At 69.0% G+C, this 19,912-nt stretch carries 23 protein-coding genes; 12 read left to right on the forward strand and 11 right to left on the reverse strand.

Features of this window, described 5'->3' with window-relative positions:
• The coding region (locus Q0Q23_RS14555) for a hypothetical protein (RefSeq protein ID WP_295125517.1) at positions 1–362 on the forward strand (362 nt) is incomplete at its 5' end.
• Positions 293–586 (forward strand): Imm61 family immunity protein, encoded by a 294-nt coding sequence (locus Q0Q23_RS14560; RefSeq protein ID WP_295125416.1) that lies wholly within the window; start codon positions 293–295, stop codon positions 584–586. The genes Q0Q23_RS14555 and Q0Q23_RS14560, both read left to right, overlap by 70 nt.
• Positions 587–811: 225 nt before the next feature.
• Here the strand turns inward: Q0Q23_RS14560 and Q0Q23_RS14565 are convergent, their stop codons facing one another.
• Positions 812–2,671, reverse strand: coding sequence for a hypothetical protein (locus Q0Q23_RS14565; protein WP_295125419.1), 1,860 nt, complete (start codon positions 2,669–2,671; stop codon positions 812–814).
• A gap of 280 nt (positions 2,672–2,951) precedes the next feature.
• On the reverse strand, positions 2,952–3,356 hold the full coding sequence (locus Q0Q23_RS14570) for a VOC family protein (protein WP_295125422.1): 405 nt from the start codon (positions 3,354–3,356) through the stop codon (positions 2,952–2,954).
• Between the two features lie 32 nt (positions 3,357–3,388).
• Between Q0Q23_RS14570 and Q0Q23_RS14575 the strand changes: the two genes are divergently transcribed.
• Positions 3,389–3,727 carry a multidrug efflux SMR transporter gene (locus tag Q0Q23_RS14575; RefSeq protein WP_295125425.1) on the forward strand — a complete coding sequence of 113 codons (339 nt, stop codon included), beginning with the start codon at positions 3,389–3,391 and terminating at the stop codon, positions 3,725–3,727.
• A gap of 24 nt (positions 3,728–3,751) precedes the next feature.
• Here Q0Q23_RS14575 and Q0Q23_RS14580 read toward each other — a convergent pair whose 3' ends face one another.
• From Q0Q23_RS14580 to Q0Q23_RS14605, 6 genes are all read right to left on the reverse strand, one after another.
• On the reverse strand, positions 3,752–3,976 hold the full coding sequence (locus Q0Q23_RS14580) for a hypothetical protein (protein WP_295125428.1): 225 nt from the start codon (positions 3,974–3,976) through the stop codon (positions 3,752–3,754).
• Position 3,977: 1 nt separating this feature from the next.
• Entirely contained in the window at positions 3,978–4,526 is a 549-nt protein-coding gene (locus Q0Q23_RS14585; protein WP_295125431.1) for a DUF2781 domain-containing protein, read from the reverse strand.
• A gap of 83 nt (positions 4,527–4,609) precedes the next feature.
• Complete coding sequence (locus Q0Q23_RS14590; protein ID WP_295125434.1) at positions 4,610–6,130, reverse strand: hypothetical protein; 1,521 nt, start codon at positions 6,128–6,130, stop codon at positions 4,610–4,612.
• A 138-nt stretch (positions 6,131–6,268) separates the two neighbouring features.
• Positions 6,269–6,847, reverse strand: a complete 579-nt coding sequence (locus tag Q0Q23_RS14595; protein WP_295125436.1) for a GNAT family N-acetyltransferase — start codon at positions 6,845–6,847, stop codon at positions 6,269–6,271.
• Between the two features lie 53 nt (positions 6,848–6,900).
• Positions 6,901–7,593, reverse strand: coding sequence for a uracil-DNA glycosylase (locus tag Q0Q23_RS14600; RefSeq protein ID WP_295125439.1), 693 nt, complete (start codon positions 7,591–7,593; stop codon positions 6,901–6,903).
• Between the two features lie 22 nt (positions 7,594–7,615).
• Entirely contained in the window at positions 7,616–8,137 is a 522-nt protein-coding gene (locus Q0Q23_RS14605; RefSeq protein ID WP_295125442.1) for a phosphoribosyltransferase, read from the reverse strand.
• A gap of 42 nt (positions 8,138–8,179) precedes the next feature.
• On the opposite strand from Q0Q23_RS14605, the gene Q0Q23_RS14610 reads away from it, so the two are divergent.
• Both Q0Q23_RS14610 and Q0Q23_RS14615 read left to right on the forward strand, forming a co-directional pair.
• Entirely contained in the window at positions 8,180–9,640 is a 1,461-nt protein-coding gene (locus tag Q0Q23_RS14610; protein ID WP_295125445.1) for an MFS transporter, read from the forward strand.
• Between the two features lie 21 nt (positions 9,641–9,661).
• Positions 9,662–10,459 carry a nucleotidyltransferase domain-containing protein gene (locus tag Q0Q23_RS14615; protein WP_295125448.1) on the forward strand — a complete coding sequence of 266 codons (798 nt, stop codon included), beginning with the start codon at positions 9,662–9,664 and terminating at the stop codon, positions 10,457–10,459.
• A 74-nt stretch (positions 10,460–10,533) separates the two neighbouring features.
• Here the strand turns inward: Q0Q23_RS14615 and Q0Q23_RS14620 are convergent, their stop codons facing one another.
• Positions 10,534–11,856, reverse strand: a complete 1,323-nt coding sequence (locus Q0Q23_RS14620) for a bifunctional o-acetylhomoserine/o-acetylserine sulfhydrylase (protein ID WP_295125451.1) — start codon at positions 11,854–11,856, stop codon at positions 10,534–10,536.
• Positions 11,857–11,971: 115 nt separating this feature from the next.
• On the opposite strand from Q0Q23_RS14620, the gene Q0Q23_RS14625 reads away from it, so the two are divergent.
• The 7 genes from Q0Q23_RS14625 to Q0Q23_RS14655 all read left to right on the forward strand — a co-directional run bounded on the left by Q0Q23_RS14625 (position 11,972) and on the right by Q0Q23_RS14655 (position 19,271).
• A complete protein-coding gene (locus tag Q0Q23_RS14625) occupies positions 11,972–12,745 on the forward strand; it encodes an SDR family oxidoreductase (protein WP_295125454.1) in 774 nt (257 codons plus the stop codon).
• A gap of 11 nt (positions 12,746–12,756) precedes the next feature.
• Positions 12,757–13,470, forward strand: a complete 714-nt coding sequence (locus Q0Q23_RS14630; protein ID WP_295125457.1) for a potassium channel family protein — start codon at positions 12,757–12,759, stop codon at positions 13,468–13,470.
• Positions 13,471–13,522: 52 nt separating this feature from the next.
• Positions 13,523–14,728 (forward strand): homoserine O-acetyltransferase, encoded by a 1,206-nt coding sequence (locus Q0Q23_RS14635; RefSeq protein ID WP_295125460.1) that lies wholly within the window; start codon positions 13,523–13,525, stop codon positions 14,726–14,728.
• 15 nt (positions 14,729–14,743) lie between these two features.
• Positions 14,744–15,910, forward strand: a complete 1,167-nt coding sequence (locus Q0Q23_RS14640) for a sensor histidine kinase (RefSeq protein ID WP_295125463.1) — start codon at positions 14,744–14,746, stop codon at positions 15,908–15,910.
• The gene (locus Q0Q23_RS14645) at positions 15,907–17,166 is read left to right on the forward strand and encodes a hypothetical protein (RefSeq protein ID WP_295125466.1); all 1,260 of its coding nucleotides are present in this window, start codon (positions 15,907–15,909) and stop codon (positions 17,164–17,166) included. Before Q0Q23_RS14640 ends, Q0Q23_RS14645 begins: the two co-directional genes overlap by 4 nt.
• Positions 17,167–17,200: 34 nt before the next feature.
• Positions 17,201–17,854 carry a response regulator transcription factor gene (locus Q0Q23_RS14650; protein ID WP_295125469.1) on the forward strand — a complete coding sequence of 218 codons (654 nt, stop codon included), beginning with the start codon at positions 17,201–17,203 and terminating at the stop codon, positions 17,852–17,854.
• A 136-nt stretch (positions 17,855–17,990) separates the two neighbouring features.
• Entirely contained in the window at positions 17,991–19,271 is a 1,281-nt protein-coding gene (locus Q0Q23_RS14655) for an MFS transporter (RefSeq protein WP_295125472.1), read from the forward strand.
• Between the two features lie 99 nt (positions 19,272–19,370).
• Here Q0Q23_RS14655 and Q0Q23_RS14660 read toward each other — a convergent pair whose 3' ends face one another.
• Together Q0Q23_RS14660 and Q0Q23_RS14665 are read right to left on the reverse strand one after the other, a co-directional pair.
• Complete coding sequence (locus Q0Q23_RS14660) at positions 19,371–19,577, reverse strand: hypothetical protein (protein WP_295125475.1); 207 nt, start codon at positions 19,575–19,577, stop codon at positions 19,371–19,373.
• On the reverse strand, positions 19,577–19,891 hold the full coding sequence (locus Q0Q23_RS14665) for a thiamine-binding protein (protein ID WP_295125478.1): 315 nt from the start codon (positions 19,889–19,891) through the stop codon (positions 19,577–19,579). The genes Q0Q23_RS14660 and Q0Q23_RS14665 overlap by 1 nt, the downstream gene beginning before the upstream one ends.
• Between the last annotated feature and the right edge of the window lie 21 nt (positions 19,892–19,912).

Raw genomic sequence — 19,912 nt, forward strand, 5'->3', positions numbered from 1 at the left:
ACCATCCCCAACTTCGAAATCGAAGAAACCCTGCCAACTACTTGACGCGGGACAGCCAAATGAATATCACGAGTGCTGATGTGGACGCGATGATCGAGCGGCTCCGCGATATCGTCACCTCCAGCGGTTACGCTCTCGGGCGGGCGGCGGACGGGATGTCGTGGTTCCTCGACAGCATTCCCGGTGGTGAGTTCCGGTACACGCTGACCCTCGACAACAACGGCCTCCTGCTCACCAAGGCTGAACGCGCACAGGCTGAAAGTCTCGTCTTCGCCACCCCCTGCTGGCCGACATGGACAAATACCTCACCTACTCCTTCTGCTACAGAGTGCGTGAGCGCAGTCGCCTTCCGATGCTGCTGATCGTGCCGATCCCGGTCACCATCGACAAGGTCGCACCCGGGTACACGATCACGAAAGCCGCCGGACCCAGATACGAACTTCACCACCGCGACGAAAGCACCATCCGCCGCGGCAGCGACACAGACCTTGTCGAGTTCTCGCACTATGTCGCCCTGACCCCCGAAGAACTCCGAGCGTCAGCGCTCGACCTGGAAGGCAAACCCCACTTCATGGTGTGGGAATAGTGCGCGTGAAAAGACCTCGTGAACGGGAATGCCCGCGGCGACGAGAACAGACTAGCTCTCTCGTTGGCGACCAAGATGCGTGAACAGCTCGCATGTCCACCAAGCCACCGGACCGCCTGCCAGTTCCGTGCCCTTTCACCGCGCCCGCGCCGCCGCCCCATCGACACTCAAGCCCTCGCACAACGGGCGGATGGCTGATCGGGCCGGAATCGGCGACGGTCGACGTCAGCCGGCCTTGTTCCTGCGGAGCCCGCGGCTGAGCACGGCGCCGAACACGCCCGCGAGTAGGCCGCACCCGAAGACGATGATCCATTTCGGGTCGAAGGTGCTCGGGGCTGCAGGCCGCTGCGTGCTGATGTCCGTGGCGGCGATCGGGGCGGAGAAGAAGTCGTGGATCTTGCCGGTGTCCACGCCCTGCGTTCTCGTGTTGGCCAGCACGGATGAGAAGTTCCGGTAGAACTGCTGGTTCTTGCCCAGGCCCGCGCTTCCGGTGGAGAGCAGGCCGTTGACCCCGGTGCGTACGCTCTCGGAGCGGGTGAACGTAGTGAGGGCGTTGCTGAGGAGCGCGTCGAACTGGGAGCGGTTGTCGGGGACGGTCAGCTTGCCGTCGGCGATCCTGTTGCCGGTCGCGGCGGTCTGGTTCACCAGGTCGGTGATGCTCCGGTGCAGTCCGCCGCTGTTGTCGACGTACAGTCCGACCGCGTCGGGGTCGTAATCGCTCCAGTCGGTGACGTCGAGACTGCCGACCGGGCTGGACGTGAGCTCGGAATCCTTGACCGTCGCCAGCATGTCGGCGTACCACGCGTCGAGGTCGGTCAGATTCGAGTCGAAATTCGGGGCGGGGAGGTTGTCTGCACGCAGCGCGATCCGCGCAGCCTTGAGGGCCGCTATGTCCTCCCGCAGGGTCTGCAGCACGGCCGGATCGATGACCGGGGCAGCGGGGTCGGCAGGGTGGGTCGGTTCAGTCGGTTCGGTCGGATCGGTCGGCTGGGCCAGGGGCTCCAGGATCGCAACGAGGGCTTCCAAGTTCGCGATGCTGGTCGTGAGGGAGTTTCGTATCAGGAGGACGGCGAACTGCAGCTCGGTGACCGGCCCGGTGTATGCCGTCGTGTAGTCGGCGATCGACTGTCGCAACTCCTGGAGCCGCCCGGCGAGATGAGGCGGAACGGTGCCGTCCGGACTTGTGCAGGGCTCGGCGTCCTCGGCGGCGTCCACCCCGCTCAGCTTGCACAGCGCGTTCGTTCTCAACGCATCGAACTGACTGCCGTAGAAGTCCCGATCGGAAGCGGCCTGATCGGCGATCCGAGTGCTGCCGTTGGTCGCGTTGATCTGCGCGATATCCCTCTGCCGGCTCGCGTACTCATCGATCTCGGGAAGCTTCGCCCCGAAGAGCTCGCTGGTGCGGGCGAGCGTGTCGATGACCGAATCCGTGAACGAATTCTGGGCGTCGACCGTTGCGGCGCTCACGTCTTTGAGGCCGGTGGCGCTGGACACGAAGCTCTCGAAACTCGGTTTCGTGGCCGAGAACGGCTGCTCCACGTCCGACGTCAGGGCCGCGATGAGCGCCTCCTGGTTGCCCAGCGCGGCGTGCATGTAGCTGTCGGCTTGCGCGATGTTGTCAGCGACGGAGGCGTAGTACATCGTGACGACGCTCTGATTGAAGCCGTGCACGATGTCGACGATCCTGCTCTTCAGGACGCGGTCCGACTGATCGTCCAGCTGCGGCCGCAGCCTGTACTCGACGGTCGCCTTCGTCGGATCAAGTTCGTGGAGCGTGAGGATGTCGTGCGAGAACGACTGCGGCAGGTAGATGACCGCGTCGACGGACCCGTCCTTGTACGCCTTCTCGGCGATCGGCCGCGAGAGCACCGTCCAGTTGTACTCCGAGTCCTTCGAGACCCGGTCGACGAAGTTCGCGCCGAACGTGTACGCCTTCGCGTTGAACTCGGCGGGAAGGTCTTCGTTGACCAGAGCTACGGACGGGTTGTACACCGCGCCACGCTGCGTGATGTCGTTGTTCACGACCAGGAATCCGCCGGCCAGCGCCGCGACCAGCAGGGTCGCTGAGACGATTCGGGCGAGCATCGGCCTTCGGATCGCGCCTCGTGACCGGCGTGCCATACTGAATCTCCTTATGCATTTCTGCCGAAGGGATATCGCAACTCCCCCACAGAGATATCGTAATGCACCCGCGCACGTACGACATGGACATGGACGTGGCCGGGAGCCCCGCTCCCGGCCACGATTTGTGCCATCGGCCTCACTCGGCCGACCCGCCACGCGGGCCGTCCGACGATGTCGTCGATCTCAGGCTACGTGCTCGCGAACGGCCGGGCCGGGACACTCGGCAAACCCATAGCGGACCTCAATCCAGTTCCTGGAACACCGTCACCTGCAGGTCGCCGGGCGTAGCCAACCGCGAGTTCAGCGAGTTCCACGGCGTGCGCGTCGGCGGCGCGATCAGCTCGGCGCCGGCCTCCACCAGTCGCGCGGTCACCGCGCGTCCGTCCCCGACTTCGAAGGCCAGCCGGATGCGCGGAGCGACCGGGCGGCCGACCTCCACCTCGTCGATCATCGCCTTCTGGGACGGGTTCGCGAGCTCGAGTGTCGCCCGGCCCGCGTCGAGGATGGCGACCTGCGCACCGCCGTCGCCGGCGTAGCTCGCCTGCTCGGGAAGCCCGAGCACGTCGCGGAAGAAGGCGAGCGCGTCGTCGTAGTCCTCCGCCTCCACCACGATGCGCAACTGCCGTACCGGCGCTGTGTCGTCCATCCGCTGTCCTCCCCGATCGTTACCGTAGGGCCGTGCTGGGTTACATCTTCCTCGGCGTCGCGATCGCGACGGAGGTCGTCGCGACGACGTTCCTCAAGTTCACCTCCGGCGACAACCCCAAATGGTGGGCGTTCGTCATCGTCGTGGTCGGCTACCTCGCGTCGTTCTTCGCGCTGTCGCAGTCGCTCTCGCGCGGCGTGCCGCTCGGCGTCGCCTACGCGATCTGGTCGGCGGTCGGGGTCGCCGTGATCGCGGTGATCTCGTGGGTCTTCTTCAAGGAGTCGCTGACCTGGGTACAGATCCTCGGCCTGGTGCTGCTGATCGGCGGCGTGGGGCTCCTGGAACTCGGCGGGCGTCACCCCGCGTCCTGATCCCGGGCCGCGCAGACGGGCCGGTCAGCCGACGAACGCCGCCAGCGCGTCGTCGATCGTCCGCGCCGGCTGGACCCACGGGAAGATCGCGCCGACCCCTTCCGGCACATAGTCGCCGTCGGGCGTGACCGTGATCGTCCCGAGCGGGCGCCCACGATCGGGCGCCGCGTCCTCGTCTTCGAAGGAGTGGTCGTAGACGGAGAACACGTCGCCGTCCTCATACACGGACAGGTCTTCCAGCAGCGGCATCTCAGAACCTCCTGGTGAACGGCATGGGTTTGCGCATCCGGATGAGCAGCAGCAGCGGCACCAGCACGTACGGGCCGTTGTAGAGCAGGAACACGACCGGGTTCGGGGTCCGCTCCCCCACCGGACCGAAGAACTCGACGCCGAAGATCGGGATCGCCGTCAGGCTGATGATCATCGTCGCGTAGATCACGCAGAACAGCTGGATCCAGTTGAACCCTTTGACCAGGCAGACGATCAACAGGATGTAGAACGGCAGGTAGACGAAAGCACTCGTGCCCGTGATGAACCGCAGCCACAGCGGTTCGTGCATGTAGAGCGGGTCGTACTGCGACGAGTACGTGTAGTTCCACTGGGCGAGGATGTTGGTCGTCGTCGCGGTCTGCGGGATGCCGAGCGTCGGGATGGCGTCGCTGATGATGCAGGTGAGGCTGAACAGCGAGAACATCACGACGAAGAAGATGTCGAACGGGCGCTTGCGCAGCGGGAGGTTCGCGGGCGTCGCCGCAGCGGCGGAGGCGACCCGGCCGGTGTCGGGGCTGGCGGTGGTCACACGGCGAGCCTAGCCGCGCAGCGCGCTCAGCGTCAGCAGTGGCGGAGCCTGTGTCGGCGAGCGTCCGACGGGCAACCGGTGGGTCAGGCTGCTCGAAGTCGGCGCAGCCCGCGCCGCGCACGGTGTCGCGCCTTCAGCACCAGGTCGATGGCCCGATACCCCCCGCCGCTCGGGTTGAACGGAGGCTGGAGCACGTCGGCGTCGGAGGCACGCATGATCTCGAGCAGCAGGGCCTGGCCGTGGTCCGCGCGCTCTCGCGCCGGGACCCCGAGCAGCAGCGCCAGCAGGCGGCGGTTGCCGAACGGCATGAACGCCTCCTGCGCGATGTCCCACTCCAGCAGGCTCTGCGCCTGCCACGACCCGCAGCGGTGCTCCCAATAGAAGAGGTCGTCGATCGCGACCCCGCACGCGCGGGCGATCGGCGTCGTCGCGTGGAACCAGGCCCCCACGGCGTCGACGACGAAGGGCAGCTCGGACCAGCCGGAGTGCAGAGCCAGGACGTCCGCCGCCTCACGCGTGGGTGGAGCAGCGCCGTCGCGCCAGTAGAAGGTGCGGACGATCTCGCTCGCGTTTCCTTTGAGTGCCACGTGCCGGGCCGGAAGCCCACGCAGCATTCCGTGCGCGATGATCCCCCAGTCGTCGTAGTGCGCGAGCGGACTGTTGCCGGTGTAGACCTGGCGCCAGTCGTCGTCAGGGAGCCTCCGGCAGTCGACGAGATGGTGCTGCAGTCCCGCTCGCCGGGCGACACGGGACGCGATGTGGGCATCGGCGGAGAGACGCCCCAGATGCCGGTAGAGCAGCGTGTAGACAAAGAGTCGCGAGCGGCGCGATCGGGGCATCGCAGCCAGGAGCGCGCGCGAATCGTATCCCGCCGTCAGCGGCACACTGAGAGGGAAACGGAAGGACGCGCCCTCGAGCGCGGCCGAGAGCTGCCGCGCGGCGAGACCGGCGGCCTCCGTGAGCGACCTCGCCACCAGCGGCTCGACGGGCCAGATGCGGACCTGGCGCCGCGCGGTCACATCGAGGCGGTGGTTCGGAATGAGCCGATGCACGTTGTCGAAAAGGGTCACATCGGCGGGAAGGAAGGCCTCCCGATCGAGCTGGGTGTGCCGCGACACGGCGAACTCAGCACGCCGACCGGACTCGCTCAATGGCACGGCCTCGGCGAGGAGGAACGACTGGGAGGCCGCGTGGAACTCGTCTCCGGTCCAGGTGTACTCGACCGCGCGCGCCCCACTGGCGTCGGTCTGCACCTGGATTTCCGCTCCATCGAAGACGAACAGCACGAAACGCCCCGAGAGACGGTCGATCGTCGGCTGCTCGCCGGAGGTCTCGCGGTCGGCCGCCAGCTGCTCGAGCACCGCCGCGTCGTCGTGCTCGGGATGGTCGGGATCGATCGCGAATCCAAGGAGCAACAGCGTGATACCTGTACCAGAACGGTGGACAGTCAGTCCGAGTTCCGGATGCGCGTACACGTTGTGGCCGTGCACGCGCACGTGCTGCCAACCCGGCAGCTCGACCACCCGCGGGGTCACGAGGAACTGGCGGCGGAACCGCAGCGTCGACGACTCGATTCGGGAGCCGGTGGGCGGTCGAGAAGTCACCGAAGTGATATTACAGACCTCGGGTGTGAAGTGACACGCCTGGCGGCTCGACTTCACCTCGGCTTCGCCTGGTGAGCATCACGGATGGCGATCCGCACACCACGGGGATATACCGGCACGGCCCGCGAGATCGAACCGTTACTTGAGCGACTTCTGCATCAGCACCGTGCCGAGCCACCGCTCGAACTTGTAGCCGACGCGTCCCATGCGGCCGATCTCGGTGAAGCCGAAGTTCTCGTGCATCTTGATCGAGGCCTCCGCGCCCTTGTCGGCGATCACCGCGATCATCTCTTTGAGCCCGGCCGCTTTGGAGCGTTCGATGAGCTCCTGCATGAGCACGGGCCCCAGGCCCTTGCCGGTGGACGCGGCGCCCAGGTAGATGGAGTTCTCCACCGTGTAACGGTAGGCCCGCTTCTGCTTCCACGGGGTGACCAGCGCGTAGCCGAGGATCTGGCCGGTGGACGACTCCGCGACGATGAACGGCATCCCCAGCTTGCGGAGGTAGCCGAACTTGTCCTTCCACTCTTTCAGCGTCATGGCGTCCTCGTCGAAGGTGACGGTGCTGTTGGCGACATAGTGGTTGTAGATCTCGCGCACGTGCGGCAGGTCTTCCGGCCGGGCTTCCCGCACGGTGTACTCGAAGGGCGCCTCCTCCGGCTCCGGCTTGCGCAGATGGCGCGGGAGCACCCGGCGCGTCTCGTATTCCTCTTCCAGCACTGCGACCTCCTGACGTGCATGACAAGGGTACGTCGCGCAGCGTTTCGGCGGGGTTACGGCTCCAGCGACCAGTCCACGGGCTTTTCGCCGAGCTGCTCGAGCAGCGCGTTGCTGCGCGAGAACGGACGCGAGCCGAAGAACCCGCGGGAGGCCGACAACGGGCTCGGGTGCGGCGACTCGATCACCGGGTTGCCGTCGAGCATCGGCTTGAGGGTTGAGGCGTCCCTCCCCCAGAGGATGCTGACGAACGGTCGACCGCGCGCGACGAGGCAGCGGATGGCGTGCTCGGTGATCGGCTCCCAGCCGGCCCCACGATGGGACGCGGGGGCGCCGGGACGCACGGTGAGCACCCGGTTCAGGAGCATCACACCGTGCCGCGACCACGCGCTCAGGTCGCCGTGCGGGGGCGGCACCACGCCGAGGTCGTCGCGCAGCTCGCGGTAGATGTTCTGGAGGCTGCGCGGGATCGGCCGCACGTGTCGTTCCACCGCGAACGACAGCCCGATCGGATGCCCGGGCGTCGGGTACGGGTCCTGCCCGACGATGAGGACGCGCACATCGGAGAGCGGCGCGCGGAACGCCCGCAGGACGTTGTCCCCCGACGGCAGGTAGGGTCGTCCGGCCGCGACCTCCGCGCGCAGGAAGTCGCCCATCGCGGCGATCCGGTCGGCCACGGGTGCGAGGGCGTCGGCCCAGCCCGGATCCATGGAGCCGTCGGCGGCCAGCTCGGCGAGCGTCTTCGCCATCAGGGTCTCCGCGCCACAGCGGTCAGTGCGTGGCCGCGGTCACGGGCGGCAGCGCCGACCAGGGGAACGTGATCCAGCGGTCGGTGCGGCGCCACACGAAGTCCGGCTCCAGCACGGTGCGCGGCTTGGAGTAGAGGCACACGGTGCGCACGTCGGCGCCGGATGCCGCGATCAGGTCCACGACGAGGGCCAGCGTGCGGCCGGAGTCGGAGACATCGTCCACGAGCAGGACCTTCTTCGCCTCCAGGGCGGCGGAGTCGAGCATCGGCGGCAGCACCACGGGCTCGGGGAGGCGCGAGTCGACACCGGTGTAGAACTCGACGTTGAGCGCGCCGCACGCCTTGATGCCGAGGGCGTAGGAGGTGGCGCCGGCGAGCAGCAGGCCGCCGCGGGCGATGGCCACGACCATGTCGGGTTCGAAGCCGGATTCGACGACCTCCCCGGCGAGATGACGGGACGCTTCGCCGAACTCGAGCCAGCCCAGGACCTCCCGCTCGGTCTCCGCGAGAACGCCTGTCCCTGAATCGTCGAGTTCGCTGGCCACGCATCTACCGTACAAGGGCACAGCAGGTGTTAGCATCCGCGCATGACATCGGAGAAGACGGTCGCGCAACGCCGGGCGACCACCGCGATCGGCGCGACGGCGGCCCTCATCGGCTGGCTCGCGCTGGTCGAACTCACCAGCGGCATCCTGCAGGGCTACTACGTGCCGCTGATCTCCGACATCGTGAAGCACTTGGGCATCCACGACGCCGACTACAACTGGTTCGAGGCCGCGCAGCTCCTGCTCTCGGCGCTGGTCGTGCCGGTGCTCGCCAAGCTGGGCGACATGTTCGGCCACAAGCGGATCCTGCTGGTGGCGACGGTGCTCACGGCACTCGCGAGCTGGGCTCTCGCCTTCTCGCACGACTTCACGACCTACCTCATCGCCTTCGCTCTGCAAGGGTTCTACGTCGTCTGGCTGCCGCTGGAGATCGCGCTCATCTTCGACCGCGGCCGCCGCACGGGCACCGCGGCGTCCCGCACCCGCCGCGCCGCAGGCCTGCTGGTGGTGGCACTGGAGGCCGGCGCCATCGTCGGCGCGATCGGGGCCGGCCTGCTGTTCGACGCTCTGGGACAGAACGTCGCCGTCACGCTCATGGTGCCCGCCGCAGCCGTGACCCTCGTGTTCTTCGCCATCCTGTTCGGCGTGCCGGAGTCCGAGCCGGTGCGCGGCCGCACCCTCGACGGCGTCGGCTTCACACTCCTGACGCTGGCCCTGCTGCTCATCACCTCCGGCCTGACGTTCCTCCGCATCGACGACGTCGGCACCTGGTGGGTGTGGGCGCTCATCGTGCTCGGCGTGCTCGCGTTCATCCCGTTCGGGCGCTGGGAGCTCAAGCAGGCCGATCCTGCCATCGACCTGCGCGTGATGCGGCGCCCGAACATGTGGCCCGTCCAGCTCACCGCCGGCCTGATCGGGATCAGCCTGCTCGGAGCCCAGGCGCCGCTGAGCACCTACGCCGGCACCGATCCGGTCAACGGATACGGGCTGGGCCTCAGCGCCGGCCAGCGCAGCATCCTGATCGGCGCCTACCTGATCTCGATGATCGTCGGCGCCGTGCTGTTCCCCGTCGTGTCCTCGTGGCTGAGCCCGCGCGTGACGCTCATCGTCGCGGCTTTCCTGGTCGCGATCGGCTACCTGCTGTTCCTCCCGTTCCACCTGCAGACCTGGCAGGTGTTCGCCAACATGGCCATCGCGGGCATCGGCTCGGGCGCGCTCGTCGGCGCACTGCCCGCGGCCGCGGCGGCCGCGGCCCCGCACGGGCAGACCGGCGTCGCCACCGCGATGACCAACACCACCAAGACGATCGGCGGCTCGTTCGCGTCGGCCGTCTTCGGGGTGGTGCTGCTGACCGGCGCCGCGACGGTCACCGCGACGGCGGCGAGCCTGTTCGGCTACATGCTGGTGTGGACCATCTGCGGCCTCGGCGCGCTCGTCGCCGCAGTGCTCCTCTTCTTCGTGCCGCGCCTGGCATTCGCCGACGCGGAGGCGCCGACCGTCTGACCGGACGAGACAGGGGGAACCATGGACGCTCCACTACCGCCGCAAGTCGGCGAGGCACTCACCCGCTTCCTCCTCGAACAGCGACGCATCGCCCCCGGGCTGGTCAGTCGCGCCGTCGTCACCGGTTCGGCGGCGACCGACGACTGGCACGACGGCGTCAGCGACATCGACGTGGTGTTCGTCGTCACACGCGACCCGAAAGACGACCTGCCGGCCCTCGCGGCCCTGCACGCGGAGTCGACGCCCCACATCGACGGCGTCTACCTGACGGAGTCGGAGATCGCGCGCGGGCCCGAGTCGGTGCAGACGGCCCCGCAGGTGGTCGAGGGCGTGCTGGTCTCGGCGCTGGCGGGTGGCCGGCTGAGCTGGGTGACGTGGCGCGAGCTGGAGGACGGCGTGCAGGGCATCGCCGACGGCGGAGACGTCATCTGGACGCCGGTCGCCGACCGCCACCCCGGTTCGGCCACCGGGATCGTCGCGCACTCGCGCGCCGACCTCGTCGACTACTGGGAGCCCGTCGGCGACAGCGCGGAGGCCGAGCTGGCCGGCAGGGAGCCGGCCGACCCGGTGCGGTCGGAGACCGTCCGCTGGCTGGCCCTCGGCCCGATCCGGCTGGTCGAGACGATGGAGTCGGGTCGCATCCTCTCCAAGACCGCGGCCGCCCGCAGCGCGGCCGAGCGCTGGCCGGAGCACGCCGAACTGCTCGACCGGGCCGTGCGCGACCGCGCCGGCGAGCGTCAGGACTTCACGACTGCCGACGCCCGCCAGGCCATCGCCCTCCTCCGCGCCTGCGTCGCCCTCGCGAACACACCGCACTGACACACCGAGGGGCACGTCGTCGTCACTCTCCTGGCGGAAAAGCGACAACGACGTGCCCCTCGGCGAAGATGCCGTCAGACGCGGGCGGCCTCCACGACGGCGCGGGCCGCGGCGAGGCCCTGCGAGAGGTCGGCCTTCAGGTCGTCGATGTTCTCGAGCCCGACCGAGAGCCGCACCAGGCCGGGCGTGACGCCCGCCGTGAGCTGCTGCTCCGGGGTCAGCTGGGAGTGCGTCGTCGAGGCCGGGTGGATGACCAGGCTGCGCACGTCGCCGATGTTCGCCAGGTGGCTGAACAGCTTCAGGCTGTCGACGAGCGCGGCGCCGGCGTCGACGCCGCCCTTCAGCTCGAAGGAGAGCACCGCGCCGACACCCTTCGGGGCGTACTTGTTGGCGGCCGCGTACCACGGGCTCGTCGGCAGACCCGAGTAGTTGACCGAGGCGACGTCGGGGTGCGCCTCCAGGAACTCCGCGATCTCCTGCGCGTTCTGCGTGTGGCGCTCCACCCGCAGCGACAGGGTCTCGATGCCCTGGATGAGCTGCCAGGCGCTGGCCGGCGCGATCGCCGAGCCGAGGTCGCGCAGCAGTTGCACGCGCGCCTTGATGATGTAGGCCAGGCCGTCGCCGACCGCGGCGGTGTAGACCGCGCCGTGGTACGACGGGTCCGGCTGGGTCAGGCCGGGGAACTTCTCCGCGTTCTTCGACCACTCGAACGTCCCGCCGTCCACGACGACGCCGCCGATGACCGTGCCGTGGCCGCCCAGGAACTTGGTGGCCGAGTGCACGATGATGTCGGCGCCGTGCTCGAACGGGCGGATCAGGTACGGCGTCGCGATCGTGTTGTCCACGATCAGGGGCACGCCCGCCTCGTGGGCCACGCCGGCGACGAGCTCGATGTCGAGGATGTTGATCTTGGGGTTGCCGATGGTCTCGGCGAAGAACAGCTTGGTGTTCGGGCGCACCGCGCGACGCCACTCCTCGGCATCGTCCTGGTTCTCGACGAACGTGGTCTCGATGCCCAGCTTGGCGAGGGTGTACTTGAACAGGTTGTACGTGCCGCCGTAGATGGAACTCGACGACACGATGTGGTCGCCCGCCTGCGCGATGTTCAGCACGGCGAACGTCTCGGCCGCCTGGCCCGAGGCGACGAGGAGGGCGCCGGTGCCCCCTTCGAGCGCGGCGACCCGCTCCTCGACGACGGCCTGGGTCGGGTTCTGGATGCGCGTGTAGATGTTGCCGAACTCGGCGAGCGCGAACAGGTTCTTGGCGTGCTCTGCATTGTTGAACACGTAGGACGTGGTCTGGTAGATCGGCGTGGCGCGGGCGTTGGTCACCGGATCGGGCGCCGCGCCGCTGTGGATCTGCTTGGTCTCGAACTGCCAGTCTGCGGCGTCGGTCATGGCTTTCGCTCCTTGCTCGGGTGGGGCACCGTTCGGTGGTCGATAACACGTTAGGCTCGCGGCCGCGCGCGGGCAACGCTGCCGAAACATGCCGTAACCCGAGAGAATAAGCAGCATGAGCAGACGCGTGGTCGTGACGGGAGCGAGTTCGGGGATCGGTGCGGCGACGGTCCGCCTGTTCCGTCGGCGGGGCTGGGAGGTCGTGGGCGTCGCCCGCCGCCAGGATCGCCTCGACCGGCTCGCCGCCGAGACCGGTGCCGACGTGTTCGCCGCCGACCTGACCCGTCAGGAGGACGTCGACGCGCTGCGCGACCACCTCGCCGCCACGGGGCCGGTGCACGCGCTCGTCAACAACGCGGGCGGTGCGAAAGGTCTCGACTCGGTGGAGGCCTCCAGCGTCGACGACTGGGTGTGGATGTACGAGATCAACGTCATCGGCACCAAGCGCGTGATCAGCGCCCTGCTGCCGCTGCTGCGCGACGGCGCGCGGGAGTCCGGCCACGCCGACATCCTGAACATCACGTCGATCGCCGGCCATGCCGCGTATGCGGGCGGCGGGGGCTACAACGCCGCCAAGTTCGCCGAGCACGCGCTCACGGAGGTGCTGCGCCTCGAGCTGAACGGCGAGCCCATCCGCGTGGTCGAGGTGGCGCCCGGGATGGTGGCCACCGAGGAGTTCTCGCTTGTCCGCTTCGACGGCGACCAGGAGCGGCGCGACGCGGTCTACGAGGACGTTCCCGAGCCTCTGACGGCGGAGGACATCGCGGAGACGATCGTCCACGCACTCGAACTGCCGCGTCACGTCGACCTCGATCTGATCGTGGTGAAGCCGGTCGCGCAGGCCGCGTCGTACCGTTTCGCCAAGGGCCCTCTGCGGGTCCGCGACTGACGACGGCCGACATGGCGGACGACGCGAAGCGCAGGAGGTGGGAGGCGGCCACGGTGTGGCCGGGTCTCGTCGCGAGCGTGGCCTTCCTCGTCGTCTACTCCTGGACCGTCCTGGAGCCGGCGATGCCGGACGCCCTGTACCGCCTGCTCGTCTGGGTGCTGGCGCTCATCTGGGTGGCCTTCCTGCTCGACTACGTCGTGCGGCTCCGGCTCGCGGAGGACAAGCGCGACTTCATCCGCCACAACGTCATCGACCTGCTGTCGGTGCTGATACCGCTCGCCCGGCCGTTCCGGCTCATCGCTGACCTCTTCCGCCTCCCGAGCCTGCGCGGAAACTCCGGCAGCCATCTGCGCCGCAGGGTCGTGATCATCGCGGGAACGTTCGTGTTGATGTTCATCTACGTCATCTCCCTGGCGGTCTACCAGGTAGAGCGCTACGCTCCCGGGTCGAACATCCGTTCGTTCGGCGACTCTCTCTGGTGGGCCTGCGTGACGATGGCGACCGTCGGCTACGGCGACTACTACCCGGTGACCGTGACCGGGCGGCTGCTGGCCATCGTCCTGATGATCGGCGGCATCGCGATCGTGGGGACCGCGAGCGCGACGATCGTGAGCTACCTCAGCGAGCAGACGCAGCAGGCGCGCGAGCGGCGGTCGCGGGAGCACGAGCACCCGCAGGGCGGGACGGACGACGACCATTCGCGCCCGGACCATCGCACGTCCTAGTCGGCTCCGTAACACTGCACCGACCGCCTCGTCGCTCCGGGAGAATGAACCCATGGAGTGGCAGACCTCGGCGGACACGGCACCCTCGAGCTTCATCACGGAGGCTCAGGCACGATCGCTGCTGGGCAAGCCGCCCGCGAGCGGGGCGTGGAAGGAGTCGGACCCCGCGGGCTCGCGACGGTTCGCGGGCATCGGAGCGTTCGCGTTCGAGAGCGGCGAGAGCGTCCCGTTCGTGCGCGTCGCCTACGAGACCTGGGGCGAGCTGTCGCCTGACGCCGACAACGCCGTCCTGGTGCTGCACGCGCTGACCGGCGACAGCCACGCCGTCGGCGCGTCCGGTGCCGGGCATCCCACGGCCGGCTGGTGGCAGGGCGTGATCGGGCCGGGCAAGGCGATCGACACCGACCGCTGGTTCGTGGTGGCCCCCAACATGCTCGGGGGCTGCCAGGGGACCACCGGGCCGGCGTCGATCGCACCCGACGGCGCCGAGTGGGGACCGCGGTTCCCGTTCACCACCATCCGCGACCAGGTCAATGCCCAGGCCGCGTTCGCCGACGCGATCGGCGTGGGGCGCTGGGCCGCGGTCATCGGCGGGTCGATGGGCGGCATGCAGGCGCTGGAGTGGGCTGTGACCTTCCCCGACCGGGTCGAGCGTCTGGCTGTGATCGCCGCTCCGCCGTTCTCCACCGCCGACCAGATCGCCCTGAACTCGGTGCAGATCGAGGCGGTGCGCACCGACCCGCTCTTCCACGGCGGCCACTACTACGACGAGAAGGACGGCGAGGGCCCGCACCGCGGCCTGGCGCTGGCACGGCGGATGGCGCTCCTCAACTATCGCAGCCCATCCGAGCTGAACGAGCGGTTCGAGCGCGCCTGGCAGAGCGGGATCAGTCCCCTCGGCGGCGGCGGCCGGTTCGCCGTCGAGTCGTACCTCGACTTCCACGGCAACAAGTTCACGCGTCGCTTCGACGCGAACAGCTACCTGACCCTGGTGGAGGCGATGAACTCGCACGACGTCGGTCGCGGACGCGGCGGCCTGGCGGCCGCGCTCGCCCGCGTCACCGCCCGCACCCTCGTCGTCGGCATCGACAGCGACCGGCTGTTCCCGGTGGAGGGACAGCAGCTCATCGCCTCCCACCTCCCGGCGACGATCGACGGTAGAGTTCCGGTGGTGATCCGATCCGACTTCGGCCACGACGCGTTCCTGATCGAGGACGATGCGATCACCGAGCAGCTGAGGAGGCTGTTCGCGGCCTGAGGGGAACGGAGAGGCATGTCGCGCATCCAGAAGGAGCGTGATCGGCTTCTCGCCACCACCGCCCGCGCCGTCGGTCTCACCGCCACTGCGACCGCGTTGCTGACGCTCAGCGTCCCCGGCACCCTCCCGCCGCCTCTCTACCTGGCGTCTCTCGTCCTGCTCGCCTGCATGGGTGTCGCCCAGTTCCAGCTCGCCGCGCTCGTCCGCCTGACCGTGTGGATGAACGTGATCGTCGTCGCGGGGGCCGGAATCATCCTGCTCAACCTGCTGCCGAAGGAGCGCTTGGAGCCGTCGGCGGTCACCACCGTCGGTGTCGTCGGTGCCGTCGGTGTCGCCTGCGTGTCGCTGCTCGCGCCGACATCCCGGCGCCGCACGCTGCTGGCGGTGGTCGCGGGCGCCGTGACCCTCTGCGCGAGCGTCGCCACCCTCGTCCTCACCGGTTCACACCTTCTCGAGGTCCTGATCTTCATCGTCGCCGGCTGGGTGGCCCTCACCGCCACGGGTGTGTGGCTCGCTCGCACCGTGCCGCGCGCGCTGAAGCGCATCTCCACCATGAGCCGCGCGTACCGCGTCGAGCGCCAGGCGAGCGAGACGGAGGCGCGGCGGCGCCAGGGCGCCCGGCTGCTGCACGACACGGTGCTCGCCACCCTCACGCTCCTGGCCCACTCCGGCGTCGGCGTCGGCGTCGGTGCTCTGCGCGAGCAGGCGGCGGAGGATGCGGCCCTGCTGCGCCAATTGCGCCTCGGCTTCACGCCCGACCCGACCCGCTCGGGCGATTACCGGCTCAAGCCGGTGGAGGAGTCCACCCTGGGCAACACGCTGGAATCCGTGAAGCAGCGCTTCCGGCGGATGGGACTCGAAGTCAACTGGCACGGAGCCGGCCAGGTGCTGCTGCCGAGCGACGTCCTCGACTCGTTCCTTCTCGCGCTCGGCGAGTGCCTCGAGAACGTGCGCAGGCACTCGGGGGTCAACGAGGCGCACGTCACGATCACCGACGACGAGACGACGGTGCGCGCGATGGTCACCGACGCCGGCAAAGGCTTCGATGTGGGGAGCATCGAGGAGGGCCGCCTGGGCTACACCGAGTCGATCGTCGCACGCCTCCGCGATGTCGGCGGCAACGCCCGGCTGTTCTCGTCGCCCGGCAGCGGGACGACCGTGGTGCTGGAGGTGCCCAAATGACCCCGGACGACCGCACCATCCCGATGTCGCGCGGACTGCCCGGCTCCCGCCGCGCCGGAGGAGCCGGCCCCACCGCGTTGCCGCGCGGGCGGCAGGAGCGTGACGCGCTCGGCCGCGCGCGTCTCGACCTCGGCTTCAACGTCGTGTCCGTCGCGCTCATCGCCTTCCTCTTCGCCATCCTGCTGATCACCGCACCGGCCTACCCCGCGCTCCTCCTGAGCCTGGCCGCCTGGGGGGTGCTGCTCGTCACCCTGATCACGGCCCTGGTACTGCGGTTCCGGCTGCCCGATCTCCTGCCGAACTGGCTGTTCGCCGTCGCCTTGGTGCTCTGGGCGGGCACGGTGGCGCTCGACATCGCGGGCACGGCGGCGCCGACGTCGTGGGTCCCGCTCACGGCCGCGGCGGCGGTCGGTCCCGCCCTGCTGCTGTGCGTGCCGGTGCGGCCCGGCCGTGACGTCGTCATCGCGAGCGTGGCGCTCGGGGTCGTCCTCGCGGGAGTCCTCGTGTTCCGTTCGATAGGCAACCTGCAGATGCTCGGTCCCGGCATCGCCACGGTCGCCATCGCGGTCGCGCCTCCCCTGATCGGCATGCAGATCGTGCGCTCGCTCCGCACCCTCGTGCAGCTGGAGCTCGACCTCGTCCAGGTGCAGAGCACCGTGTCGTCGCCCGGCTACGCTGTCGGCATGATGGCCTCCGAGGAGCTCGCCCGCCTCGACCTGGCCGCCGAGCGACTGCTCGACGGCGTCGCGACCGGTCGCACCGCGCTTCCGCTCGACGAGGCCACCGCCGACGCGGCCGCCAGTATCGCCACCGAGTTGCGGCTGCACCTCATCCAGGGCCGCAAGGAGACCTGGCTGTACCACGCGGTGACGGAGTCGGCGCTGCTCGGCCCGACGGTCACCTTGACCGATCCGGACGGTCTGGCCGCGGGGCTCACGCGCGACCAGCGCGACGGGCTGCTCACCGCGGTGTGGCTGCTGATCAGCGACCCGGTGCGGGCGGGCGCCGGCCAGGCACGCACGCTGAGCCTCGACATCGAGCGCGCCGCCGAGCCGCAGGTGGCGACGGGATCGGCGGTCGCGACCGGTGCCACAATGACAATCGTGATCACGACCACCGGTGTGCCGCGAAACGGGGTAGACCCTGCGGCGTGGCAAGCTATCCGTAAGGTGGGACGCCACGCCGAGTCGTACTCCGATTCGGCGCTCCGCATCGAGATCACCACCGTGAGCGACACAACGGCCGAGCTGACCTGACCCAGTCGACCACCCGCAAGAAGAAAGGCTGCTCATGAGCGAGGCTCCCCCGATCCGAATCGCCATCGTCGACGATCACAAGATGCTTCTCGGCGCCCTGACCGAATGGATCCGCGGCGCCGCGGACGACATCCGCATGGTCGCGGCCGTCGCCAGCTGGCCCGAGCTGCTGACCCACCCCGAGTTCCCCGTCGACGTCGTCCTCCTCGACCTCGATCTCAAAGACAACATCCCGATCTCGCTGAAGCTGTCGACGCTGAAGACCACAGGCGTGCACACGGTCCTGATGAGCACCTACTCGGAGCCGGCCGTGGTGCGCGAGGCCCTCGCCGCCGGCGCGCTCGGCTATCTGGTCAAGAGCGAGGACGCGGAGATGATCGTGGAGGCCATCCGCGCGGCGAGCAAGGGCGAGTCGTTCATCTCGGCGGAGCTCGATCTCGCACTCAACGCGGGCGAGCTCGGCGGAGCGCCGAAGCTCAGCGCCCAGGAGCGCCGCGTGATGGCGCTGTACGGCGCCGGCGAGCCGGTGAAGGCCGTGGCGTTCCAGCTCGGGATCTCCGACGAGACGGCCAAGAGCTATCTCAAGCGCATCCGCGAGAAGTATCGCGTGGCCGGTTACGACGTCGGCACGAAGGTCGCGCTGCGCAAGCGCGCCATCCAAGACGGCATCCTGCTGCAGAACGACTGACGCGGGTCGCCGCACCCGCTCGTAGCGGGGTCGCAACACGCCGTGCGGCCGTCTCCGTTGCGGCGTTTTGTGACCCTTCGTCGCCCTGTAATACGGTTGAAACGTCACAGTCGAAACGATTCGATAGACTGGTTCGGTGAACCCCGTCATCGACGGGCCGACGCAGACGTCGTCGGCCCGTACTCGTCTTGCGCTGCTCGCGCTCGCCCTCGGCGGCTTCGGCATCGGCTCCACGGAGTTCGTCGCCATGGGCCTGCTCCCGAACATCGCGCACGACCTGCTCCCGCAGCTGTACGCGGCCTCCCCCACCGAAGCGAACGCGCAGGCGGGCTGGATCATCTCCGCCTACGCGCTGGGCGTGGTGGTGGGAGCTCCGACCATCGCCGCGTTCGCGGCCCGGTGGCCGCGCAAGAAGCTCCTGCTCTGGCTGCTGGTGGCGTTCACGCTCGGGACGGTCGCGTCGGCCTTGGCGCCCACCTTCCAGCTCGTCCTGCTGGCGCGGTTCGTCTCCGCACTGCCGCACGGCGCGTACTTCGGGATCGCCTCCCTCGTCGCCGCGTCGCTGATGGGCCCGGGCAAGCGCGGCCAGGGCGTCGCCTTCGTCCTCTCCGGCCTGACCATCGCGAACGTGATCGGCGTCCCCTTCATCACCTGGATCGGCCAGGCCCACGGCTGGCGCATCGCCTACCTGGTCGTGGCGGCGATCTTCGCGCTGACCTTCGCAGCCGTCGCGCTCCTGGTGCCGTGGCAGGCCGGCGACCCCGCGGCCACTCTGCGCAACGAGCTCAAGGCGTTCACGCGCCTGCAGGTCTGGCTGGCGCTGCTCATCGGCGCGATCGGTTTCGGCGGCTTCTTCGCGGTCTACACCTATGTCGCACCGATGGTCACGTCGGTCACCGAGCTTCCGGCATCCGCGGTACCGCTGGTGCTGATCCTGATCGGAGTCGGCATGACCGTCGGCAACATCCTGGGCGGCCGGCAGGCCGATCGCGGCGTCGAGCGCGGGATGCTGCTGTTCTTCGGCGTGATGCTCGCCGGCCTCGCCGCCCTGTTCTTCACCGCGTGGAGCCTCGCCGGCCTGCTGATCTCGGTCTTCGTGATCGCCGGTGCGGCATCGGCGCTCTCTCCGATGATCCAGACCCGGCTGATGGACGTGGCGCACGACAGCCAGTCCATCGCCGCCGCACTGAACCACTCGGCGCTCAACATCGCGAACGCTTCGGGCGCCTTCCTCGGCGGCCTGACGATCGCCGCCGGCTTCGGCTACCTCTCCCCGATCCTGGTCGGGATCGTGCTCGCCGTCGCGGGCATCGCGCTCGCCCTGCTGTCGTTCGGCATCGACCGCTCCCGCGTCCGCCGCGGCCTGGACACGGGCGTCGTCCACGCCCAGCACCCCGATCCCGTCCCCATCGACTGACGCACGTCCGTCGCCGAAGGGCAGCCGAGGGGCGTCTTAGCGCCCGTAAAACCCTGCTTTGAGGGCGTCAAGACGCCCCTCGACGGAGGATCGGGAGGCTCAGCGGGAGCGCGCCTCGAAGAAGTCGGCGACGTCGACGTCGTCGTCGACGGGCTCGGGGCGGCGGAAGCCGGTGCGGATCGCCCCCACGACCGCGAACAGCACGGCGCCGAAGAGGGTGCCCGCGATCAGCACGAGCACGGGCAGGTAGATCGGCCAGCCGTACGCCAGTACGAAGTAGCCGATCGTGAACGCGACCGGGTCCACTACTGCTCCCGGCCCCGCTCCAGCGCCGCCTCCAGGCGTTCGACCTTGCCGTCGATCTCGCCGCTGTATCCCGGCCGGATGTCGGCCTTCAGCACGAGCGAGACCCGCGATCCGTAGGCTCCGACAGCCTCCGTCGCGCGGCGGATGACGTCGAACACCTCGTCCCATTCGCCCTCGATCTCTGTGAACATCGACGACGTCCGGTTCGGGAGGCCGGAGTCGCGGACGACCCGCACCGCCGCGGCCACCGCGTCGTGTACCGATGCGTCCGGTCCTTCGCCCCCGCTCGGCGCCACCGAGAATGCGACCAGCATGCGACCTCCTTCGCCCGGCGC

Origin of the sequence: uncultured Leifsonia sp., assembly GCF_945957465.1 — a bacterium.
Lineage (GTDB): Bacteria > Actinomycetota > Actinomycetes > Actinomycetales > Microbacteriaceae > Leifsonia.

Coding starts and splice junctions, on each gene's coding strand:
- Q0Q23_RS14560 (WP_295125416.1), top strand. CDS start 293: ATGGACAAATACCTCACCTACTCCTTCTGCTACAGAGTGCGTGAGCGC.
- Q0Q23_RS14565 (WP_295125419.1), bottom strand. CDS start 2,671: ATGCTCGCCCGAATCGTCTCAGCGACCCTGCTGGTCGCGGCGCTGGCC.
- Q0Q23_RS14570 (WP_295125422.1), bottom strand. CDS start 3,356: ATGGACGACACAGCGCCGGTACGGCAGTTGCGCATCGTGGTGGAGGCG.
- Q0Q23_RS14580 (WP_295125428.1), bottom strand. CDS start 3,976: ATGCCGCTGCTGGAAGACCTGTCCGTGTATGAGGACGGCGACGTGTTC.
- Q0Q23_RS14600 (WP_295125439.1), bottom strand. CDS start 7,593: ATGGCGAAGACGCTCGCCGAGCTGGCCGCCGACGGCTCCATGGATCCG.
- Q0Q23_RS14610 (WP_295125445.1), top strand. CDS start 8,180: ATGACATCGGAGAAGACGGTCGCGCAACGCCGGGCGACCACCGCGATC.
- Q0Q23_RS14615 (WP_295125448.1), top strand. CDS start 9,662: ATGGACGCTCCACTACCGCCGCAAGTCGGCGAGGCACTCACCCGCTTC.
- Q0Q23_RS14620 (WP_295125451.1), bottom strand. CDS start 11,856: ATGACCGACGCCGCAGACTGGCAGTTCGAGACCAAGCAGATCCACAGC.
- Q0Q23_RS14625 (WP_295125454.1), top strand. CDS start 11,972: ATGAGCAGACGCGTGGTCGTGACGGGAGCGAGTTCGGGGATCGGTGCG.
- Q0Q23_RS14630 (WP_295125457.1), top strand. CDS start 12,757: ATGGCGGACGACGCGAAGCGCAGGAGGTGGGAGGCGGCCACGGTGTGG.
- Q0Q23_RS14635 (WP_295125460.1), top strand. CDS start 13,523: ATGGAGTGGCAGACCTCGGCGGACACGGCACCCTCGAGCTTCATCACG.
- Q0Q23_RS14640 (WP_295125463.1), top strand. CDS start 14,744: ATGTCGCGCATCCAGAAGGAGCGTGATCGGCTTCTCGCCACCACCGCC.
- Q0Q23_RS14645 (WP_295125466.1), top strand. CDS start 15,907: ATGACCCCGGACGACCGCACCATCCCGATGTCGCGCGGACTGCCCGGC.
- Q0Q23_RS14650 (WP_295125469.1), top strand. CDS start 17,201: ATGAGCGAGGCTCCCCCGATCCGAATCGCCATCGTCGACGATCACAAG.
- Q0Q23_RS14665 (WP_295125478.1), bottom strand. CDS start 19,891: ATGCTGGTCGCATTCTCGGTGGCGCCGAGCGGGGGCGAAGGACCGGAC.